The 22,082-nt window shown below is 37.6% G+C and carries 19 protein-coding genes and 2 pseudogenes; 19 read left to right on the top strand and 2 right to left on the bottom strand.

The features are described from left to right. Nucleotides 1-197 precede the first annotated feature (197 nt). From BV60_RS0114470 to BV60_RS0114450, 5 genes are all read left to right on the top strand, one after another. Nucleotides 198-1,676, top strand: coding sequence for a flagellin N-terminal helical domain-containing protein (locus BV60_RS0114470; RefSeq protein ID WP_029322845.1), 1,479 nt, complete (start codon nucleotides 198-200; stop codon nucleotides 1,674-1,676). A gap of 193 nt (nucleotides 1,677-1,869) precedes the next feature. Further along, complete coding sequence (locus BV60_RS0114465; RefSeq protein WP_029322843.1) at nucleotides 1,870-2,418, top strand: Uma2 family endonuclease; 549 nt, start codon at nucleotides 1,870-1,872, stop codon at nucleotides 2,416-2,418. Nucleotides 2,419-2,495: 77 nt separating this feature from the next. Then, nucleotides 2,496-2,798 (top strand): hypothetical protein, encoded by a 303-nt coding sequence (locus BV60_RS0114460; RefSeq protein WP_029322841.1) that lies wholly within the window; start codon nucleotides 2,496-2,498, stop codon nucleotides 2,796-2,798. 116 nt (nucleotides 2,799-2,914) lie between these two features. After that, nucleotides 2,915-4,753: a motility associated factor glycosyltransferase family protein gene (locus BV60_RS0114455; protein WP_029322839.1), complete on the top strand. Its 1,839-nt coding sequence runs from the start codon at nucleotides 2,915-2,917 to the stop codon at nucleotides 4,751-4,753. A 339-nt stretch (nucleotides 4,754-5,092) separates the two neighbouring features. Then, on the top strand, nucleotides 5,093-6,559 hold the full coding sequence (locus tag BV60_RS0114450; RefSeq protein WP_029322837.1) for a flagellin N-terminal helical domain-containing protein: 1,467 nt from the start codon (nucleotides 5,093-5,095) through the stop codon (nucleotides 6,557-6,559). Nucleotides 6,560-6,673: 114 nt separating this feature from the next. On the opposite strand, the gene BV60_RS0114445 is transcribed toward BV60_RS0114450, so the two are convergent. Further along, nucleotides 6,674-7,057 carry a Uma2 family endonuclease gene (locus BV60_RS0114445; protein WP_330376301.1) on the bottom strand — a complete coding sequence of 128 codons (384 nt, stop codon included), beginning with the start codon at nucleotides 7,055-7,057 and terminating at the stop codon, nucleotides 6,674-6,676. A gap of 1 nt (nucleotide 7,058) precedes the next feature. Next, the gene (locus BV60_RS24225) at nucleotides 7,059-7,220 is read right to left on the bottom strand and encodes a hypothetical protein (RefSeq protein WP_330376299.1); all 162 of its coding nucleotides are present in this window, start codon (nucleotides 7,218-7,220) and stop codon (nucleotides 7,059-7,061) included. Between the two features lie 327 nt (nucleotides 7,221-7,547). Between BV60_RS24225 and BV60_RS0114435 the strand changes: the two genes are divergently transcribed. From BV60_RS0114435 to BV60_RS23520, 14 genes and pseudogenes are all read left to right on the top strand, one after another. Further along, the gene (locus tag BV60_RS0114435; protein ID WP_029322834.1) at nucleotides 7,548-8,114 is read left to right on the top strand and encodes a Uma2 family endonuclease; all 567 of its coding nucleotides are present in this window, start codon (nucleotides 7,548-7,550) and stop codon (nucleotides 8,112-8,114) included. Further along, nucleotides 8,107-8,223, top strand: a pseudogene (locus tag BV60_RS24385) (helix-turn-helix domain-containing protein); the annotation flags it as partial. The gene BV60_RS0114435 and the pseudogene BV60_RS24385, both read left to right, overlap by 8 nt. A 6-nt stretch (nucleotides 8,224-8,229) precedes the next feature. Further along, nucleotides 8,230-8,742 carry a hypothetical protein gene (locus BV60_RS23525; RefSeq protein WP_051656759.1) on the top strand — a complete coding sequence of 171 codons (513 nt, stop codon included), beginning with the start codon at nucleotides 8,230-8,232 and terminating at the stop codon, nucleotides 8,740-8,742. Between the two features lie 508 nt (nucleotides 8,743-9,250). Next, on the top strand, nucleotides 9,251-10,165 hold the full coding sequence (locus BV60_RS0114425; protein ID WP_029322830.1) for a hypothetical protein: 915 nt from the start codon (nucleotides 9,251-9,253) through the stop codon (nucleotides 10,163-10,165). Between the two features lie 161 nt (nucleotides 10,166-10,326). Beyond that, nucleotides 10,327-10,795: pseudogene (locus BV60_RS24530) on the top strand (flagellin N-terminal helical domain-containing protein); the annotation flags it as partial. 44 nt (nucleotides 10,796-10,839) lie between these two features. Then, nucleotides 10,840-12,474 carry a flagellin gene (locus tag BV60_RS24115; protein WP_442856315.1) on the top strand — a complete coding sequence of 545 codons (1,635 nt, stop codon included), beginning with the start codon at nucleotides 10,840-10,842 and terminating at the stop codon, nucleotides 12,472-12,474. Nucleotides 12,475-12,771: 297 nt separating this feature from the next. Beyond that, nucleotides 12,772-13,788 (top strand): hypothetical protein, encoded by a 1,017-nt coding sequence (locus BV60_RS0114410; protein WP_051656757.1) that lies wholly within the window; start codon nucleotides 12,772-12,774, stop codon nucleotides 13,786-13,788. Nucleotides 13,789-14,521: 733 nt separating this feature from the next. Then, nucleotides 14,522-15,289: a transcription termination/antitermination NusG family protein gene (locus tag BV60_RS0114405; protein WP_029322827.1), complete on the top strand. Its 768-nt coding sequence runs from the start codon at nucleotides 14,522-14,524 to the stop codon at nucleotides 15,287-15,289. Nucleotides 15,290-15,731: 442 nt separating this feature from the next. Continuing rightward, nucleotides 15,732-16,250, top strand: a complete 519-nt coding sequence (locus tag BV60_RS21195; RefSeq protein ID WP_156036113.1) for a hypothetical protein — start codon at nucleotides 15,732-15,734, stop codon at nucleotides 16,248-16,250. An 84-nt stretch (nucleotides 16,251-16,334) separates the two neighbouring features. After that, nucleotides 16,335-17,450 carry a hypothetical protein gene (locus BV60_RS0114395; RefSeq protein WP_029322825.1) on the top strand — a complete coding sequence of 372 codons (1,116 nt, stop codon included), beginning with the start codon at nucleotides 16,335-16,337 and terminating at the stop codon, nucleotides 17,448-17,450. A 110-nt stretch (nucleotides 17,451-17,560) separates the two neighbouring features. Further along, a complete protein-coding gene (locus BV60_RS0114390; protein ID WP_029322824.1) occupies nucleotides 17,561-19,378 on the top strand; it encodes a Coenzyme F420 hydrogenase/dehydrogenase, beta subunit C-terminal domain in 1,818 nt (605 codons plus the stop codon). Continuing rightward, nucleotides 19,366-20,595 (top strand): SDR family oxidoreductase, encoded by a 1,230-nt coding sequence (locus BV60_RS0114385; protein WP_029322823.1) that lies wholly within the window; start codon nucleotides 19,366-19,368, stop codon nucleotides 20,593-20,595. Before BV60_RS0114390 ends, BV60_RS0114385 begins: the two co-directional genes overlap by 13 nt. Next, entirely contained in the window at nucleotides 20,596-21,636 is a 1,041-nt protein-coding gene (locus BV60_RS0114380) for a hypothetical protein (protein WP_029322822.1), read from the top strand. A 103-nt stretch (nucleotides 21,637-21,739) separates the two neighbouring features. Then, nucleotides 21,740-21,979 (top strand): hypothetical protein, encoded by a 240-nt coding sequence (locus BV60_RS23520; protein WP_051656756.1) that lies wholly within the window; start codon nucleotides 21,740-21,742, stop codon nucleotides 21,977-21,979. The last annotated feature ends 103 nt before the right edge of the window (nucleotides 21,980-22,082 follow it).

Raw genomic sequence — 22,082 nt, 5'->3', positions numbered from 1 at the left:
TCCGATATAATGTGTGTAAGAACACAAAGTACATTAATTCTGTGGCACGGAACGCAGAAGGATGTACTTGTGATATAGTAGGATAGACAGTGAGAAGTAGCCTAGGAACCTGCTCAGATGTATATCCGAATCGAAAACAAATTCATAGTTAACTACCGCAAACGGATTTGCGGCGTACACAAACAAGGAGGTATATTATGGTAGTACAACACAACGTCACAGCGATGAACGCTAACAGAATGCTCGGAGTAACAACTGGTTCACAGTCAAAGTCAGCCGAGAAACTCTCTTCAGGTTATCAGATTAACCGTGCAGCAGATGATGCAGCAGGTCTTTCAATTTCCGAAAAGATGAGAAAGCAGATCAGAGGTCTGGATCGTGCTTCAACGAACGCTAATGATGGTGTTAGTTCTGTACAGACAGCAGAAGGTGCACTCACAGAAGTACACGATATGCTGCAGAGAATGAATGAACTTGCAGTTCAGGCAGCTAACGGAACAAACAGCGCAAACGATCGTACATCCATCCAGAACGAGATCGATCAGTTGACAACCGAGATAGACCGCGTTGCTGAGACAACCAAGTTCAACGAGACTTATCTGTTAAAAGGTCAGACTGGATTTAGACAGAAATTCATGGCAGCACATGATGCTGGTCTTGAAGGAACGCTTTCTGATAACTTAACAAAGGCAGGTTCTGATTTGTCAGGTGGAACTGCTACATTTACTGCTGAAGTTAAAACTGATACAGATAAGAAGATTGCAGGAAAAGAGTATCATATTTATGAGAAGAGCACAGATGATATCTCTGAGATGCAAAAGAATATTACTTCTGATACAGAAAGTGTAACCATTAATGGTGCTTCTTATGTTAAAGGAACTTCTAGTGCAGATGGTCAGAGCCCTGTTTTCAAGCTTGGTGATGAAGAATTCACAGTAGATGAGATTAAGGCAAAGGTTGTTGATGGCGCTAAGGTTGCTATTAAGGGCTTCAATGATGGCAAGACACGTACAGCTGTAGATACTAATCTTGATAAGAACATTTCTGTTGCAACAGCAGTTAATAAGATGGGAGCAGCTCTTCTTCAGGCAAACAAGATTGGTGTTGATGCTCAAAGTGATGACTCTAAAGCTGTTACACAGAATAAGGTTGCAGTAAGAGCATTTGACAAAGATGGTAAGAATAATGATACCGCTTCAGATACTGTTAAGATGACAGAAGGTAAATTTACTTTCTCGATTGACAAAGGTACTGCTCAGGTTGCTAAGGATCTTGGCCTACAGCTCCATGTTGGTGCTGATGCTGATATGACCAATAAGATTACTGTTAACGTAGAAGCAATGACAGCTAAGAACCTCGGCGTACAGAACTTGAACGTAGTAGATAACACAGGTATTGCTGCAACATATGCAATCGATGCTATTGAAGATGCTATCAAGACAGTTTCTGCTCAGAGATCCGCACTTGGTGCTGTTCAGAACCGCTTAGAGCACACAATCAAGAACGTTGATAACGTAGTTGAGAATACCACAGCTGCTGAGTCCCGTATCCGTGATACAGACATGGCTAATGAGATGGTTACATACAGCAAGAATAACATTCTTGCTCAGGCTGGTCAGTCAATGCTTGCACAGGCTAACCAGAGTAACCAGGGTGTTCTTTCACTCCTCGGCTAATTGTCTTAGCAAATTACTAGATAAAGACCTAAATAGGTACAACCATAAAGGAGCTCTCCCGAAAGGGAGAGCTCTTTTAAATGGGTTTAGACTAATCGCGGATAAATCGAAAAAACATTACAGAGAATAACAAACATGGTATAATTTTCAGTATATTATAATAGATGTGTGACGATTTGTTGGAGGAGATTACATGCCACTATCTAATGAACGAAAAGACTATTATACAGTTGAAGATTTTTATAACTCTGTTGAAGAGGAATTTGTGGAGCTTATAGATGGACATATATATAATATGACTGCTCCTAATAGAATTCATCAAAGGATATCTTTTAATTTATCAAGAAAGATAGCGGATTATATAGATTCAAATAAAGGTGATTGTGAGGTGTATCCTGCTCCCTTTGCCGTCCTTTTGGATGAGACGAAGGACACAATAGTAGAACCGGATATTAGTGTTATCTGCGATAAGAATAAGCTGACAGACAGGGGATGTACCGGTGCACCTGACTGGATTGTTGAGGTTGTTTCACCAAGTAACTTTTCACATGATTATATTGATAAGTTAAATCTATACCATCAGGCAGGGGTGCGTGAATACTGGATAGTAAACCCCATAGATGAAAAAACAACTGTATATCTGTTGCGTGAGGAAGTGAGCCCTAAAGTATATGATTTTAGAGAGATAATAAATGTTGGTATTTATGATGATTTATCGATATGCATAAAGGATTTACTGTGAAGATGAACTTATTGATCTTAAAACACAGATTAGCGAATTGCTTCAGAAATTTATCGGATTTATAAAGGGATAACATTATGGCAGGCATAAAGGACTTAGGACGACAGGTTATAAAGAATAATGAAAAGGCAGCTGATACCATATATCAGAGAAAACCCGGGGGCGTAGAGATGATAGCTCCGGTTATGAAACAACTTGTAATGTTTACGGAACTACTTGTTCAAAGCGGCAAAGCTGATGCCGATCATGCGCAGCAGCTTCAGAGATGGCAGAAGGATTTTGCCAGGTTGGCAGCAGCTAACGAAGAGGGTGATCTGATACTTGCAGCGGACATAATTCACCATGATTTAAATGCTGAAATTACAGAGTGGATTAAATGATTAAAATTTTGAATAAACAAAAAGAGGATTAAAGATATTTCGGAAAAACGGAAGATCATTTAGAGAGTAAGAAAGATTCTATAAGATGGTACTTGTGTGGGGGATTGGGGGATACAATGCTACAAAAAAACGAAAAAATAAGAGAGATGAATTTTTCTGCATTTAAAAAACGTTATGGCTTCAGACCGCAAATTGATGCGGATGAAGATAAAATATATAGGATGGATATTGCACAAAACGGTGAGCCTATCCTTTTTATTTTGGGAGCTGCTCCGGGTGGACGTGACCTTCGTATGAACAGTGAATACGATCCAATGTATGAGGCAGAGCGGTGGGCAGAGAAGTTTGAGTTTAAGAACAGAAGGACTACTGTTTTGCTCCTGGGATTTGGGGCAGGATATCATCTTGAGGCTCTTCAAAAAAAGATAAGACCGGATACGCATTTTTACATATATGAGCCGCAGGAAGATTTGTTTTCATTCATTTGTGCATATATAGATATTACATCATTGATTGATGATAGAAGAATTCATCTTTTTGTAAATGACGAGCAAAGAGGGCTATATGTAAATGAAGCCATGATGGATATTGTTACATATAATTCTGAGACAGAAGGTATTTCCACACCTTTTTATGCATCAAATGCAGGGTTTGATGAGAGCTGTGAAGCACTTGCCGGAATAATGTGCGGTCAAAAGAATTATCAGAAAAAAAGAGGCAGAATAAGTCTTAAGTGCAGGCTATATGCGTGGACTCATATGAGAAACGCTGCCATATTACCTGCAATGCGAGAGGCGCTGCCAAAGGATATCCCTGCGGTAATAGTATCAGCAGGTCCGTCACTAAATAAGAATGTGGATGATCTTAAGGAATTAAAGGGGCGGGCACTAATCATGTGTAGTGACCGTGCTTTAAACGTACTTAATGAACATGGAATCGAGCCTGATGTGGTATTATCAGCGGAACCCGGAAAGGATCCGGCTTTCCTTAACTATCCTGTTGCAAAGCACATACCGCTTCTTTGCTCTATGCAAGCTAACAGTGAAGCTCAGAAAATGTTTGAAGGAAGATGCATCTATTTCCATGCGCTTCATTATGAGGAGACCTTGTTTGGAAAGAAGATAGAGGCTGATCTTGGAGGTGTGGATTTAGGAGGAAACGTTTCGGGAGCATGTTTTGTTGCTTGTGAAAAGCTTGGAATAAAGACAATAATTCTGATAGGTCAGGACATGGCATATCTTGATGGAAAACACCATGCGGATAACTCTGATTCCGGAGGAGATGATGCAAGAAATCTTACAACAATAGAGCTTCCGGGTATTAATGGCGGTGTTGTGCAGTCCTGTGGGATGTGGAGAGAATTCAGGGACTTCTTTGAGAGAAGGATTAAGCTAAATCCTGAGCTAAGAGTGATAGATGCGACAGAAGGCGGGGCTCTTATAAGAGGCTCGGAAGTAATGACACTTAAGGCTGTTTCTGATGAGCTTGTTGCAAAAGGAAATACATACAATGATGCTGAGGAACTTGGAGAGTTTCTATGCAAGCTCCCCAGAGCACAATCAGAAGAGGAATATTCTGAGATGTGTGAAAAATTGAATTCCTGGTGTGATGATCTCGATATGATTGTAAGAAACTGTGAAGAAATCGTTACCATCTGTAATCAGCTGCTAAAAGTTAGCAAATATCAGGATATTAGGGACAATAAGAATAAAAAGAAGCTTATCAGATTGGATAAGCTCAGGGCAGAAATATATTCCACAACAGCTAATGCATTGCTGGAGGAATACTGGGTAGAAGATATTTACTCGATACCGGATTATACCTTTATGATAAGAAATAATGAAGAGGCAATCCCTGTTTTTGAAAATGCGATAAGTTATTATTCTCATCTGCCTGAGGATTGCGGAAGCCTTAAAGAGGCTATTTTGGAAGCTATTAGTGAAAATGACAGATGAGAAATATACTTTGAAGTTTTTTGTTTCAAATTTTTGAAATTTTTAATACACATCTTAAAGCTCGGAAATGCAGAGAATAACTGCTTTTTCGGGCTTTTTGTTTTGGCGTTTATTCGGCTTTGAAATAAAAAATCAAAAAAATTTCAAAAAAGGGGTTAAGTAATCGAAAATCCGAACGATATATAGAGTGTAAAACAAATACAAACATCGTCAAGGATGATCGATGTGGGAGCGCACTCAACTTAATAAGAAACTTTTAATTTCGAATTTTTTTATCAAGCAGGCAGTCTCTGACTATAAGGATCATAGGAGGAACTGCACCCACATGGAGGTATATATATGGTTATCCAGCACAATCTTACGGCGATGAATTCTAATAGAATGCTCGGTATTACAACAAGTACTCAGGGCAAATCTTCAGAGAAACTTTCCTCAGGTTATAAAATAAATAGAGCAGCAGATGATGCAGCAGGTCTTTCAATTTCTGAGAAGATGAGAAAGCAGATGAGAGGCTTAGACAGAGCATCAACAAACGCAGACGATGGTATCAGTTCCGTACAGACAGCAGAAGGTGCACTTACAGAAGTACACGATATGCTTCAGAGAATGAACGAGCTGGCAGTACAGGCAGCTAACGGAACAAATAGTGAGACAGACCGTACATCCATCCAGGATGAGATCAAGCAGCTCACAACTGAGATCGACCGCGTAGCACAGACAACGAAATTTAACGAAACCTATCTTCTTAAAGGAGATACAGGATTTCATGAAAAATATATGGTAGCACATGATGCAGGTCTTGAAGGAACACTTGCAGATGCCGGTATCAAAGCTACATTCACAATGGATATCAAAGATGATACCAATGTAAAGATTGCAGGAAAAGACTATCACATTTATACAGATGATGACCTTATTTCAAGTATCCAGGGGAAAATTCAGGATTTAGCTGATGGTACACCTGAAGGTGGCAAGGTTGTTATCGACGGAACAGAATATGTAACAGGACCTGATTCCTCTTCCGGAACAGAAACAGTATTCAAATTCGGTGAGCAGGAATTTACAGTAGATGAGATAAAATCAAAGGTTAAGGACGGCTCCTCAGTAAGCGTAGGAGATGGCGGTCCTCAGACAGCTGTAGATAAGACTCTTGATAAGAATATTCACGTAAGTACAGCAGTTGCAAAGGTTAAGGATGCTCTTGTTCAGGCTAACAGAATTGGTGTAGATGCTGCACATCTTAAGTCGGTTCAGGTTGCTGTAAAGCTTTCCGATGTTTCCGCTTCTAAGGTTCAGAGTGAAGAGAACATATCAAAACTTGAAGGGAAAAAGCAGGTAGCGGTTGGCGGAACCTTCGTATTCAGTATCTCCAAGAGCACAGCACAGGTTCCCAAGGATCTCGGCCTTAGCCTTCATGTAGGATCTGATGCAGACATGACCAACAAGATTAGCATCACAATACAGCCTATGACAGCAGCTAACCTCGGTATTCAGAATCTTACAGTATCAGACAGCACAGGAATGGCAGCAACATATGCAATCGACGCTATAGAAGATGCACTTAAGCAGGTATCAGCACAGAGATCTGAACTCGGTGCCGTACAGAACAGACTTGAGCACACAATCAAGAACCTCGATAACGTAGTTGAAAATACAACAGCAGCTGAGTCCAGAATCCGTGACACAGATATGGCAGACGAGATGGTTACCTACAGCAAGAACAACATCCTTGCACAGGCAGGACAGTCAATGCTGGCTCAGGCAAACCAGAGCACACAGGGTGTTATGTCACTCCTTCAGGGCTAATAAGATCACTAAAAAACAAATCATTCAAAATAAGAAAATTGTGCTGGGGGCGCTTTCCAGGATGGAAGGCGCCTCTTAAATTTGTGTATAGCACTTAGCAAGGTCTTGATGAGCTTAGTGGAGCTTATTGCTGAACAAAATAGCCTGCGTGAATTTATAGCAGAAAAGAAATCTCATCCAATATGGGGTGAAATCGACTATGCAATCACCCTCATATAAGCCCACAGGAACCACGTCATTGAAACGATAGACTGATAGATCGAAATCCTCACTAAAATTATAGACAAGGATTTTCTGCCTTTTGGTATCAACAATCCAATATTCTTTTAACCCCGCGTCTTTGTATTTTATAAGCTTGAGCATATTGTCTCTGTCTATTGATGATGGTGAGAGTACTTCAACAATGAAGTCAGGAGCACCGTATACTTTACGTTTGATTATTTTTTCCTTGTCGCAGACAATCATGAAGTCAGGTTGAACCATCGTTTTGTCATCCATGTCAAGCTGAACGTCGCAAGGGAAAATTATCATATCTGGGGGATTTTGTTATACCACCCAGAACCTTCTGAACAGTTCCTACAGGAACTCCGGATAATCTTGCAATCTGCTCATAGGTAAGACCTAATTCATTTTTTCGATCTATCATTTCCTGTAGTGTCATTTTTTATAACATCTCCTTTTAATTGGCTTTTTAATTGAAGTTCTATAGCATGATATTATTAGTGTATTTCCAAATATGGCACTTTTAAATGCTTGGTTATATCTATTATAGGATAGAGGTTTGAAATAGTTAATAAAACATGGATATCCATAAATGGATAAGCGAGACGATTTAAACTGATACGTTTAAAATGGAGATCGGTACTGGTAATGTATGATACATGCATCCGGTTTGATGAGAATCAATTTGTCTTTGATATAGTGATGTAAGGCGGCAAAGGATATAATATAATTATTATAGATTATCGATTCGATGGAGGATTAGATTATGCCATTACCCAAAGAGATAAAGGAATACTATACTGAAGAAGATTACTATGCCCTACCGGAAGGCGAAAGGGTTGAATTGATTAATGGAGTGTTCTATGATATGGCATCTCCCAGTCAGTTGCATCAGGAAATATCCGGACATCTTTTTAGAATTATAGGAAACTATATTGAAGAAAAAGGTGGGAAATGTAAAGTTTTTCATGCGCCTTTTGATGTAAAGCTTGATGAAAAGAGAGATACAATAGTTCAACCGGATATTAGCGTAATCTGTGACAGGGATAAGCTTGATGGGAAAAGATGCAACGGAGCTCCGGACTGGATAATTGAAATTGTGTCGCCGAGTAGTGCAACTCATGATTATGTTAGAAAATATAATTTATACAAAAACGCAAAAGTAAAGGAATATTGGCAGGTTAATCCGGATAGCAAAAGTGTAGTTGTCCATAGACTTGTGAATGGCGAATATGAATTTGAGGAATATTCAATAACAGATACCGTTAAGCCCGTAATATACGATGACTTGGAAATAGATTTCAAGGATATAATGGACAAGATTAATAGCTGAATTTGTAAAAACTGAACGAAAGAAAGCAGGTCTGACACAAGAGGAATTTGCCCTTAGAGCAGGACTTGGACTGAGATTTGTCAGGGAGCTTGAAAAAGGAAAAGAGACAGTACGTATGGACAAAGTTAACCAGGTGCTGTATGAGGAGGATATATTTGAAGGTGTGACTGTGTCTGTAAGCAAGCTTATGACCAGTAAATCAAAGAGTATTACCACCAGAGCTGCTTTTGATATCTATGCTGTAAATCATGATCTTAATTCCTTAGATTCTATAATAAAAATTGATGATTATGGATATTATATGATGAACATCCTGGATTATCTGATTGGAAATACTGACAGACACTGGGAAAATTGGGGAATACTCATAGACAATGAGACTGGGAAAGCGTTAAGACTTCATGATCTTATGGATTTTAATCAATCATTCAAAGCATATGATACTTTAGAAGGCGGACTTTGCCAGACTACACTTCCCAGGCATATATCTCAAAAAGATGCTGCGCTAGAAGCGGTTAGGGAAATAGGTCTAAATCAAATAAAAGAAGTGGACAAATCTTTATTTGAGGGCAGAGATAACGATTACGAAATGTTTGAGCGTAGATTGGAAGTACTGCAGGGCGTCTAAGGAACTAATATTTAAATATCTTAAACAAGAAGGATCAGTCAGGCATGATGCCAGGCTGGTCCTTTTTCTATTTTATTGATTTCGATATTACATGAAAATTATAAATTATAAAATGATATGCGATTAGCGACTAATATAAAAATCACATAATGATCAAATGATAAAAAATCAGATCAAATAATAAAAAATGATAAAAATATCAAACTAATGATAAAAATGGCAAGTGATAATTTACGAGGCAGATAGGACAAAGAGAATAGTCTTATTTACAATTACTCTCAGAATTGTAGTGAGTTCTCAATGAAAATATTGACAAGATTTAATATATGATTTATTATGAATCCCGGTCAGATGACCATACAAGGTATCCGGGATTTCTCCCACCTATTTCCACGAAAGATTTATTTGATTCAAATTATAATTGAAAGTAGTTAAAGAATTTTAGGTCTGATTATTCGTGCCTGTGTGGTTATATCTGATACAAAATGATATAAAGGAGGGCACAAAAGTGTCAGAAGAAAAACTGAATATTGAATTACCGGTAAAGAAAAAGAGAGAACTTAGTGAGCTAAATGTCATAGATGATTTTCTTATGACAAGTATTCTTACCTTTAAAGATGAAGGAAAAAGAGCTGTACAAATAATGCTTCAGGTTTTCCTGGGACAGGAAATTGATGTTGTTGATGTTATTTCTCAAAAAGTGATAAACGGGGCAGGTACAAGTAACCATGGAATACGATTGGATGCATATATAAAAGCGAATATCAGAGGTGAAAAAGCAGCCACATTATTTGATATTGAACCTGAGAATAGAATAGCTGATAAACGGATACTTCCAAGGAGAAACCGTTATTACTCATCAATGATAGATAAGCAAAATTTGATGACAAACGAAGATTATGATAATCTTCCGGATCTCGTTATTATCACGATACTATCATATGACCCATTTGATCAGAACGACATGTATTATGAAGCGAAAACATCCCTCGTTACTCATCCTGATTGTAAATATGAAGATGGGATACGAAGGATATTCTTGTACACAAAAGGAAAATGTAATATTACCGGCGATTATGGCAGGAAAATTTCAGAAATGCTAAAATATATACAGAACAGCAAAACTGAGAATGTATCAAATAAAGATATTAAGGCACTTGATGACATTGTGACAAGTGTAAAACAGAGTCAGGAGGTGAATTTAGCATATATGAAATCATGGGAATATGAAGCAGCTTTGAGAGAAGATATAAGGACAGAGGTTAAAGAAGAGGTTAAAGAAGAAGTTAAAGAAGAGGGGATGCTTATCTATATAAGCGGGCTTAGGGAATACAATGTTCCAGAAGAGGGTATACTTAAAGGTCTCATCACGAAGTGGAAAATCCCTGAAGCAAGAGCTAAAGAACTTATGGCGCAGAAATAAAAATTAATTATTTTATAAAGGAAACGATAAGGATCAGTCAGGCATAATGCCCGTCTGGTCCTTTTTATGTTGTTTTTATAATCTGTATCATAAACAGAATCACAATTTCATCCGATAAATGATATGAGTAACTATAGGCAATTTATGCAGAGGAATCATGGATGGTAATTCAGCATAATATCGCGGCGGCAAACGCTAACAGAATGTATGGTCAGGTGACTTCTGTACAGAGAAAATCTGCAGAGAAGCTTTCGTCGGGCTATAAAATAAATCGTGCCGCTGACGATGCTGCAGGTCTTTCCATCAGTGAAAAGATGCGCCGCCAGATAAGAGGCCTGGACAGGGCATCTACAAATGCTCAGGATGGAATATCCATGGTACAGACAGCAGAAGGTGCACTTACTGAAGTTCACGACATGCTCCACAGAATGAACGAACTTGCAGTTCAGGCTGCAAACGGAACCAATTCAATCACCGACAGAAAATCCATCCAGGATGAAATAAACCAGCTTCTTACAGAGGTTGACAGAGTATCTGAAACAACAAAATTTAACGAAACCTACCTATTAAAAGGTGGCAGTGGGTATCAGACAAAATATCTAAATATCCATGATGCAGGATTAGACGGAATTGTAAACAACTCTACAGATGGTCCGGGACACGGATCCTTTACTATGAACAGGCTTAAACATTCCGATAAGATAATGATAGCAGGTATTACCTACACCATAGGAACAGGAAAAGCCGATGTACAGAAAATGATAAAAGAGGATGGTGAGCCTGGGGATACTGTGGATGTTGGTAGTACTACCTACCATATTATTGGACAGAACGGGAATGCAGCTTTTAAACAGATAGGTGCGATAAATAATGAAGTAAATCCGAATACAAGTACAGTTTCAATAGGTACTGATAACTATGAACTAAAAAATGGGAATTATACAGCAGAATTTGCCTCTACAGTAGCAGGAAAGGTTAATTCCTCTACAAAATCGGTAACAATAACAGGGGCTAATGGGAATAGCACTACATATACACTTATAGACGGAAGCGGCAATGTCGCTGAACACAGCGCAAATATAAGATCAAGAATTGATTCGGGAATGGATAGCATCACCTATGGAGGAGTGACCTATAACAAGAATTCCTCAAATGCATATGTATCATCCACGGATTCTTCTGTTATCAAAACACTTAATGACATAAGAAGTGATATAGGGGATAACCTTAACGGACAGACTGTTACCATAAAAAGGGGAAGCAATACTTATGGCTATGTTGTAAGGAATTACAATTACAATGACATAAGAAGCTATGTCAGTGGGGCATCCGTAGGAGAAGGTACCAGCGCAACCACGCGTGTGACTATTGATGGGGACTCTTATTCGCTAAGAAAATATAACCTCAGTACTGTAAAAAATAGGCTTTCTAATTTTTCGTATGATGAGGGTACAACGGAAGGATCGCTTATTAAAGTAGATGGGAATTCCTATACTGCTGAAACAAATCTTTATAGGTCAGCAATATGTATAGCTTACGGCGAAGATAATGAGATGGATACCACAAAGCCCGGGGCTGGAAAAGATGATCCTATAAATGGGAATACAGTGACCTTCCATGGAGTTACATACACCCTTATGGTTGATCAGGATGGTGATGGTTACGATGATGATGACAGAAGTGTAATCACAGAAGGCAGGGCTTATAAACTCATTGCCAGAGAATTGGAAAAAGCCAGCAATATCGGTGCAACAGATACTTACGCGAAAGTAAGGGATAAAAATAATGAAGATATAGATGATGGTGTTACCATGGCAGCAGATTTTCTGGAGGATCCGGACAATGATGCGTCAAGAGTTATATTCGAGATTGATAGAGGTACTACCACTATATCCAAGGACTTAAATACGTCTATTCACGCAGGAGCTGATGCAGATATGAATAATAAGATAGGTGTCAGCATAGAAGCCATGAGTGCAAAGAATCTTGGCATATGGAACCTGAATGTGGTTGATGACAATGGCATTGGTGCCACCTATGCGCTTGATGCTATTGAAGATGCAATAAAAGAAGTCTCAAGACAGAGATCTGAACTTGGAGCAGTTCAGAACCGAATGGAACACACTATCAAGAATCTGGACAATGTAGTTGAAAACACAACAGCTTCTGAATCAAGACTTCGTGATACAGACATGGCAGATGAAATGGTGAAATACAGTATCAATAATATCCTGGCGCAGGCAGGCCAATCAATGCTTGTACAGGCTAATCAGAGTACTCAGGGCGTAATGACGCTGCTGCAGGGGTGATAAAAAACTACGACAAATAAATAATCTGATTTTTTGTGTAAAGGCAAATTTATATGAATTCAATCAAATTCAGTCATTAAAATTATACTTTACATTTTATGGAGGATGTGTTAATGTCTCAACGTATTTATTTCATGTAAAGCGATCAAGGCGATTCGCCAGATTATTCCCGTGATTGACTTGATTTTGAGCAATAATATTTATTCAAACTAGTTCTTATATATTCTTGGAAGTATTCTATTTTTCATATCCTTTGCATGTCTTGCAATACAAAAATATGCAAAAGGAAGGAAAAGTATGGAAGAAAAAGAGAATGTAAAGAAAAACAATCCGGTCTATTCTGAGATTGCGTATGATGATGCTTTTCGGACTATGGAAGGACGATGCGATGATTTAGTTATATCCTTCGTGAGTCATATGTTTGGAGAAAACTATGGAAAAGATGCGGTCATTAAAAGGCTGTGGAATGAGCATTTTGTTGAGCATATGGATGGCTCGGAAGAAAAACGGGTAACTGATTCAAGCTTCGAGATTATTTATCGTGAGATATCCAAAAGATATCACATTGAATGTGAAAGCTTAAAATATGATGGAACGATTCTGGTAAGGATATTCGAATACGGTTCTCAAATAGCTAAGAATTCTGCGGAAGAAACTATTAGTAGCCTAAAAGTTAGTTTCCCTAATTCAGGATTGCTTTTGCTTAGAGGTTCTGATAAAGCATCGGATAAAGCAAATATTGAAATAACAGTTCCCGGAGGGAAAACAGTATCTTATGATGTGCCTATAGTGAAAATGTCTGATTATACAGTGGAGGATATATTTAGAGAAAAGCTTTATATGCTGATTCCGTTTTATATTTTCAATTATGAGAATCAGCTTCCGGAAATAGATAAAAGTGAAGATGCGATAAATAAATTATTCGATGAATATAATTATATCTTCAACAGACTCAAAAAAGAGCTGGAAATGGGCAGCTTGTCAGCATTATCCTACAGTGCTATCATAAAATTAACACATAGTGTTGCTTACAAGCTCACAATGAAGCAGGATAATGTTCAGAAGAAGGTGGGTGATTTTATGGGTGGCAAAATAATAGATTTGCCTGAGTTTCAGATTTTTGATCAGGGAGTAGAAAAAGGAAAAGCTGAAAGCGAAGAGGAAGGAATCAGAATTTTTATAGAAGATAAGGTTGAAGATTCTTTTTCAGAAGAGGACATTATTGCGAAATTACAAAAACACTATAAACTTTCTAAGGAAAAGGCCAAAGAATATTATGATATGTATTCAGGGAAGTTGGCAGTGACAAAATAATGATTTACATTCTATAGACATTATATGACATATTTGCTTAAGCGCAGTGAAAGCTGCGCTTTTAAAATACTCAAATAATAATATTGGATAATCAAACCTTTTTAAGTTACCATTGGTTTTTTTTAGTTCGTTCATATACATAAGGTATATCACATCGAGCTATATCGTGCCATATATAATATTGACAAAAATACCACATACCACAAGGGATTGCGGATGGTTTATAATCTATTCAGCTTCTGAACTCAGGCGGTTTGGAATAATTACATACAAACTGATTAGCTTTATTTTATATAAATTTAATAAAATTCAGACGAATTGTGCGGTTGTTACAGTAATATAATTATGATATCATTACATTAATTACAAAATTTTGATAATTGTGCGAAAATTCTCAAAGTAATTCGTATAACAAAAAGCTATGGGATAAAGCAATAAGACGGGGGAGTTGTAGTATTCAATAGTGGAATAGCAGACTTTGAATAATGAGTAGCACTAATTAAGGTTCTTAGACCCCGATTGTAAAACATCGGGGTTTTTAAATATACTTAAACAATGCGTTTACACTCTAATCATGTAAGCAAATCTAACTTATTGATATCAGGAAATACCTGAATACCGGTGCTGCCATGCTGCCCGGGATTAGGGTATGGACATAAAAGCCAATGGCGATAAGAGTCGCAGAAAAGACAAAACTGCGACATGGCGAAGCACGGCCCAAGGGAGACGAAAGATGTGGTACGTAGTTCAGACAAAAAGCGACAACGAAGAGCTTGTTATGGAATACTTCAGGAATACAGCTGACCAATCCTGTTTTAACAACCTGTTTGTTCCTATGTTTGAAGACGTCAGAAAAAAGAAGGGTTACGCTACTATCCATCTTCGAAGATTGTTCCCTGGGTATTTTTTTGTGGATACCGATAATCCGAGGGCTGTTTTTACTGAACTTAAGGCTGTGCCGGAATTTAAGAAGATTCTTGGAGCAGTTGAGGATGATGGTACGAAAATGTTTCTTCCTATAGAAAAGGAGGATCAACTATTCCTTGATTCTCTTATGGAAAACGGCCTCATGAGAGTGAGCCTTGTTAAACGTGCATCTAATTGCAACCCCCAGAGAATAATCGGACCACTTGCCAAATATAGCAACCGAATAATAAAGTTCGACATCTCCAGAAGGCGTGCAATTGTCCAGGCAAATATATTTGGAAAAGAAAGAAAACTCAAATTTGGATTGTGGACCGAAAAAGATCCGCCACTTCCATGGATCACTGAAAGCCAAAATGCCCACAAAGCTACTGGGGAGGACAACCTTCTAAAAGGCGATACGGACATAGGCATTTACCCTGGGGATAAAGTTGTCGACGAGACAGGAGTGTATGAGGAACAGGTATTTACAGTAACTGACGTAGATCCTGCAAGAAGAATAGTGTATACCACTATTGAGATGTTTGGAACACAGGTAAAGGTTCAATTTCAGGCAGATGATGTAAGGAAAATATAAAAAAATATAGATTTAGTAGGCGTGTAAGGTAATACAAATATATAAGGGAATGCCATTATATGCGCTCATTGGAAAAAAAGTTTCAATTATCACCGATAATTATGAAATAAAACAAATAAAATGCTTCAATTTCTTTCTTTTTTAATGCCTATTTTATTTTTTTTTTATATCTTGATGCTATACTCAACACACTTAACACAGGTGGAATGAATCGCCATTCTGTAATTTTTCAACATGGTATAAAGTTCCTGACTCATATCTCCGATATAATAAATGAGAGGCATCAAATGTCGCAGGAATGACAGAAAGAAATCTTTCTTTTTGGAACAGTATTTCGTGTGACGATGTCGCTCAAAATATGACTAGGGGACTGTACTGAAGATCACCTAGTGGAAACGGAGAAGGCATGAGTGAATTGAACAATGGAGAGAATTCAACTCGGATGAGTGGGAAAGGAGGTAGCAAGCCAGTCGTTATTGGTGTCGTTGTTGTTATTGCGATTTTGGTTGCTACAATAGTGGTTCTGGTAGGTAAGTTAAACAAAAATACAAAAGAAGAACCCAAAGAAACGAAGGATGTAGTAACGGCTGAAAATGTAGAGGAAGTTATTGATGAGTGGGTAAATGAATCAAACGATAAACATGTTCCGCAGTATTATACAATAACCCAGAATACGGAATGGACATTTAATGATGGTTCATCACCTTCTAACGATGCATATGTTACCAACGATGCAACAAATGAGAGCCCTGTTTATTTTGATATTATCGATGATGATACGGGTGAAACAATTTATTCGTCTCCGGTGTTGGAACTTGGTGCAAAGATAGAAAAGTTCAAGTTGGATAAAAAATTAGATAAAGGCGATTATAATTGCACACTTATATATCATCTTGTGGATGATGAACAAAATGAACTTACAACAGTAAGAGTAGGAACAATAATTCATGTTCTAAATTAATAGGGCAGTGTGATATCACTATATTGGTAGTTTGGTCATCAAGGATGATGACCTAAAAAAGTATTAATTCAAGGAGGATACTTTATGAACACAAAAAGAATCTTATCATTTTCAATGGCAGCAGTAATGATGGTAGGAAGTAGCTTGACCGTATTTGCAACTGAACCGACCCCGGCAACAACTGATGTTACAACTGCTGTAGAATTAACAGGTACAGGAAGTAGTGCGTATGTTGACAAGAATGTCATGCAGGTAGTAGTTCCTACAGCAAACTTTAATTACAAAATTGATCCAGAAGGGGTTATGTCAGAAGTAAAGAGTTATGATGGCACAGCTGTTACTAGCGTTACAGATAATACAGGAGTAATTTTCCTTAATACTGGTGCTGACTCAAGTAAGACAGTAAGTAATTATAGTGATGCGTTTACTATCACAAATAAGAGTGCTGTTCCTGTAGATCTAGGTGTAACATATTATGTTGAGGATGGAGCATCTAATCCAATCGCTGTTGCTACTGCACTTTCTGCAAAGGCAGATTTATCTGATAATAAGGCTATTTACTTAGGGCTTATTCCTTATGGAGTTGATAAGGAGCTGGCATTTACAGCAACAAATACTACAAAAACTAACTTTATGTTATTGAGCGCCGAAGATGCATATAAGGTTACTGATACTTCTGGGACATATTCATATGCTATAGATACTAGTTATGCTGGTACATTCCCTACTATTAGCTTCTACTTGACTGGAGCAATTAATAAAGATATAGAAATGTCAACATGGTACTATGATGATAAAGGTACGAGAAAGCCTAAAACAGCGCCTAAGATTAATTTTAAATATACTTTGACTTCTGTTAAGGATTCTCTTCCTGCAATTGCTATCTTTAGTGATGATGACCTTTATGTTTCAAAGGGAACCGATAATTGGGCAACTGGTGGTGGATTTGCTGATCATAGTACTACTCCAGTAACTGCAATCACAGTCAATGGCAGAACAGTTACTCCTGCTGCAACTAATGTAGTTAAACTTGGAGATACGTTCACAACATATTGTGTCAAAGTTCCTATGTCACAACTTGCTCCTCTCTTTGGATATACAGGTGATTTGACTGAAGAAGACAAAGCAACTATCAAGAGTTATGTTAAAGCTGTGACTGTAGCACAAGGGCCTACTTATTATGGAGAAGTAGCACAGTAATCTTTAATTAAATGAAAAAATGTCGCATGCTTTTGGGCATGCGACATTTTTTGTTTTTGTAACTAATGCACAAAAATATATACATAAAAAAAATGTTGTATAATTGAGATATGGATGTGAGAACAATAAACGTAATATCAAAAGAATATTGTACAGGATGCAAAGCTTGTGGAGATTCCTGTCCACAAGATGCTATTAGCTTTTGCATTGATAATGAGGGATTTTGGTATCCTCAAATAAGTAGTGATAGTTGCGTTAATTGCGGAGCCTGTTTAGCATGCTGCCCAGTTACTAATAATACGTATGAAAATGCAGAACCAATAAGAGCGTATGCTTCATGGAATAAGGATGACAATGAGAGGAGAAATGCCACTTCAGGAGGAGTTTTTCCAGCGATAGCAGAGGAGATTATTTCCAGCGGAGGATTTGTTATTGGAAGTGCATATACAAATAATTTTAAAGGTGCATACCATATGGTTGCATCTAATGAAGAAGGAATTAGTAGACTTAAAGGCAGCAAGTATTTTCAAAGTGATACTGAAAAAATATACCAAAAGACGAAAAGTTGTATTGATACAGGAAGAGAAGTTCTATTTGTTGGTACACCATGTCAGGTAGCTGCATTGTATGGCTTTTTCGGTGAAAGACCTGCAAACCTACTCACATTAGATTTTATATGTAGAGGAGTACCTTCCCCATTATTACAAAAGAAAAAGATTGAATATTACGAAAGAATGGAGCAATCTCGGGTCATTTTTTATCGTGATAAATATAAAAAGTATGCGTGGATTGATTTTGGAGCAATGTTAAAGTATGAAAGCGGCAAAGAACAGTTTGTAAGTAGATGGAAAGATGAATTCCTGCATTTCTTTATTGCTAAAAATCTAAATTTGCGTCCTAGTTGCTATAATTGTCAGTTTAAGAAGGGAAATATGTACTCTGATATTACGATGGGTGATTTCTGGCAGATTGACAGAGTGACAGAGAGGGATCTACGCGATGGTGTTTCTGCATTAGTGATAAATACACCCAAAGGGCAGGCGTGTATCGATAGGTTGCAAAACTCTCTTTATTTAATAAAAAAACCAATAGAGCGAATTAGTAATGGTAATCCTTCTTATGTTTCATCTCCTGATAGACCGAAAGAACGAGGGCACTTTTTCTCAACAATTACAAAGGATGGGTGGGAAGGTGCTCTACAAGAGTTTAAGGAATTCAGAGCTGAAACAGATGAGCAAAAAAATGCGCATGAAAAACGCATGCGACAACGACCACTTCTCTTTCTGAAAGAGGAAAAAGAAAACATAGATTGGGATGCATTCGTTTACTACAACTATAGATGCAATTCAGTCATTAGAGAAAAGAATGCTTTTTTGATTCCGTATGAAGGATCAGTAATTGACATTCATCCTAATGCAAAATTGAACCTTAAAGGCAATATACTGATTAACTACTGTCCATCATATCCAAGAGGTAGCAAAGAGACAGTTGTAAGACTTAGAGATGGTGCAACGGTATATTTGGACAATAGGGTTGAACTTGCATATGGAACTACGTTTTCTGTGGCAGAGAACGCATATTTTAAGGCAGGATATTTTACGACAATGATTGATACCTGCATTATATGCAAGAAGAAAATGATATTTGGAAATAATGTGATGTTTGGTAGAAACATAACAGTATTTGATTCAGATTATCATCCTATATATGATTCTGATTTTAACCCTCATATTATGGATGAAGAAGTTGTAATTGGCGATAATGTCTGGATTGGAACAAATAGCATAATTTTAAAAGGTTCAGTGATAGGGAATGACACAATAATAGGAGCCGGAACCATGGTTCATGGAAAGGTTCCTAAAGAGTGTGTTTTTACTAATAAGAGAACCGAGGATGTTGTTGCTGAAGGGTATATTTGGGAGAGATAAAGGGCGTGAATGCTTTTGATGTTATTGAAGGATTGCTGAAATTACAGAGTGCCGATCTTGGTATTGGCGAGTTCTTTAAGGCTAATGAAGTAAGAAAAGTAGCTGTTTATGGTCTTGGACGAGTCGGAGCATTGACTTATGATATCATCAAAGACACGGGTGTTGAGATTATATTTGCTATCGACAAAAACTATGAAAACTTATCTGTTTCTGACGAAGAATTGATTATTATTCCGCCTAATGAGATTAAAGCACAAGATAGAGTCGACCTCATTGTGGTTACTCCTATGGAACATTACTATGATATAAAGGAAGAACTGGAGACCCTGACTGATGCAGATATTATTTCAATTGGTGAGATAGTAGAGTACTGTTTGGATGGCGAGTCTTTGCCTGGATTAAGTGTAATAAATAAAGTCCTAAATCAAGTAGAAAATGGGAGAATTGCAAGGAAAAACAGCATAGATAGAGAAAAACGAAGTCAAAAGATATTGGTGTTCGGTGGGGGGGGCGGAATAGGAAAAGCGATTGCGAAACGAATGCTAGATGAAGGCTCTGAAGTCATAATTGTTGGTAGAACTGCTGAAAGATTGGAGACTGTAAAGCTTGAGCTTGACAGTGAAAGATTACATTTTTTTTCGGGCGACATTTCACAAATTGATACACATGAGAGAATGTTTAAAAGAGCGGCAGATATGATGGACGGTCTTGATGCATTTGTCAATGCATCAGCTATTTCTCTAGAGACAAAAGCTAGAGGTTACGAACCTTGGGATATAACAGAGGAGGAATGGGATGAGGTTTCTGATATCAATTTCAAGGCAGCTTATTTTTTAATGAGAAATGAAGTTAGTTATTTTCTTGAGAATAACATTGCGGGGAATATTTTAAATTTTTCATCAAATGCAGCCTGTATGGATATTCAAGGCATATATGGAGCTGCAAAACTCGCAATCATGCGATGGACACGATCGTTCGGTAAAAAATTTGGTCATCACGGAATTATAATAAATGGTATAGCCCCAGGAGCAACTTTTACACCGATAATATCTTCATATGCCAAATCTTTGGATCAACAGTATTCTAGACATGCAATTGAACGTTTTATAGCACCTGAAGAAATAGCAGAACTGGCATTATTATGTCTTTCAAACAAAGGAGTGGCATTATGTGGGACTACTATTATTGCGGATGGTGGGGATGAAGAGGCTTATTAAGTGAAGAAACTGGAAGAAGAGTGGGCGGATTATATTAGGATTACTACAGAGAATACGCATGTAAACTACGTGGGACTTATGAAAGTTATGGTCCCTCGCAGAAAGGAAAGCCATGTGGGTGGCTGCTGTATGGGTAATAAAATTATTGGAGTACCCAATTCATCAAGAGGAGTAATCGAAATTGATGCAGCAAGCGCGAGATATAAAGAATATGGCAAAGCTAAAATTGGTACTTTTAAGTGGACGGGGGCTTGTGTATTCGAGGGACTAGTATACGGCTTGCCAAGGAAGGAAAATAGTATTCTTGTAGTTGATACTAGAAAGGAATCGATAAAAGAAATTAGTCTGAATACGCATTATTGCGGAGAACATCATTATGGCGGTGTTGCGACGCCAGATGGTATTGTTTACCAGCCACCGAGGAATTCAGATCACATACTGAGAATTGATTTAAACACTTTTGAAACGCGGCGAATATACATTCCAGATAATAAGCAGTACTATAGGTATTCATCCTCTGTTATTCTTCCAAATGGCGATATATATATGATACCTGAACAAGGACATAGAATGTTGGTGTTAAATACGGATACTGAGAGAGTTGAGCTATTTGGAAATCCTTCGGATCATTTGGTATTTGGAGCTGTAGTTGGAATAGATGGAAACATATATGGATATTCCAAAGAAGGAAACGGAATCTTAAAAGTAAATCCGCAAAAAAGAAAAATCGAATTTATTTGCAAGAAAATAGGGAATCCGGATTGTTATGGGACAGTTGTGGGTATAAACGGTAGAATGTATGGAGTTGTTGCAGGCGGGCAGACAATTTGGGAATTTGATGTTAATAGTCAAAAGGCAAAAGAATTGTTTCACATAGATAATCCGGTATATGCCCAATGTGCAGGCGGAGGACTTTGTGCTGATGGAACGATAGTGCTGATGCCATGTTTTGGAAATAATGTTTATTTGATTAAACCAAGTAAGTCCAATATAAAGCTTGGAAATATGTTGAATAATTGCTTTGTTAATACATCATACTAAAGGGAGATAGGATAAATGAATGTTTATAGTGTGTAAACGAAGTGGAGATGGGCTATTTTTAGAGTTTGGAGTAGCGGTGGGGGATCAATTAATTACATAGCAGATGTTAGGACAGACAATATACGGTTTTGATTCATTTGAGGGTTTACCAGAGGATTGGTTCACTGCTTCAACGGATTTCAATGAAGGAAGTTTGCGGCAAGGAAAAATACCTGAGGTACGAAAAAATGTGGAATTAGTAGTGGGGTTATTTGATGCAACATTGACAGATTTTTTAGAGGCTCATAAAGAAAATGTTGCATTTATGCATATTGATTGTGATTTGTATTCTTCAACTAAATAAGCTTTGGATACATTGATGAGTCAAGGTCGTATAGTAAGAGGTACGGAGATTAATTTTGATGAATTTATTAATTATCCAGGGTGGAATAAGGAAAGTGAATATA

The sequence above is a fragment of the Butyrivibrio sp. AE3004 genome, from assembly GCF_000703165.1.
Taxonomy (GTDB): domain Bacteria; phylum Bacillota; class Clostridia; order Lachnospirales; family Lachnospiraceae; genus Butyrivibrio.
Note: the sequence above shows the minus strand (reverse complement) of the source record. Positions and strands in the feature narration are given on the sequence as shown.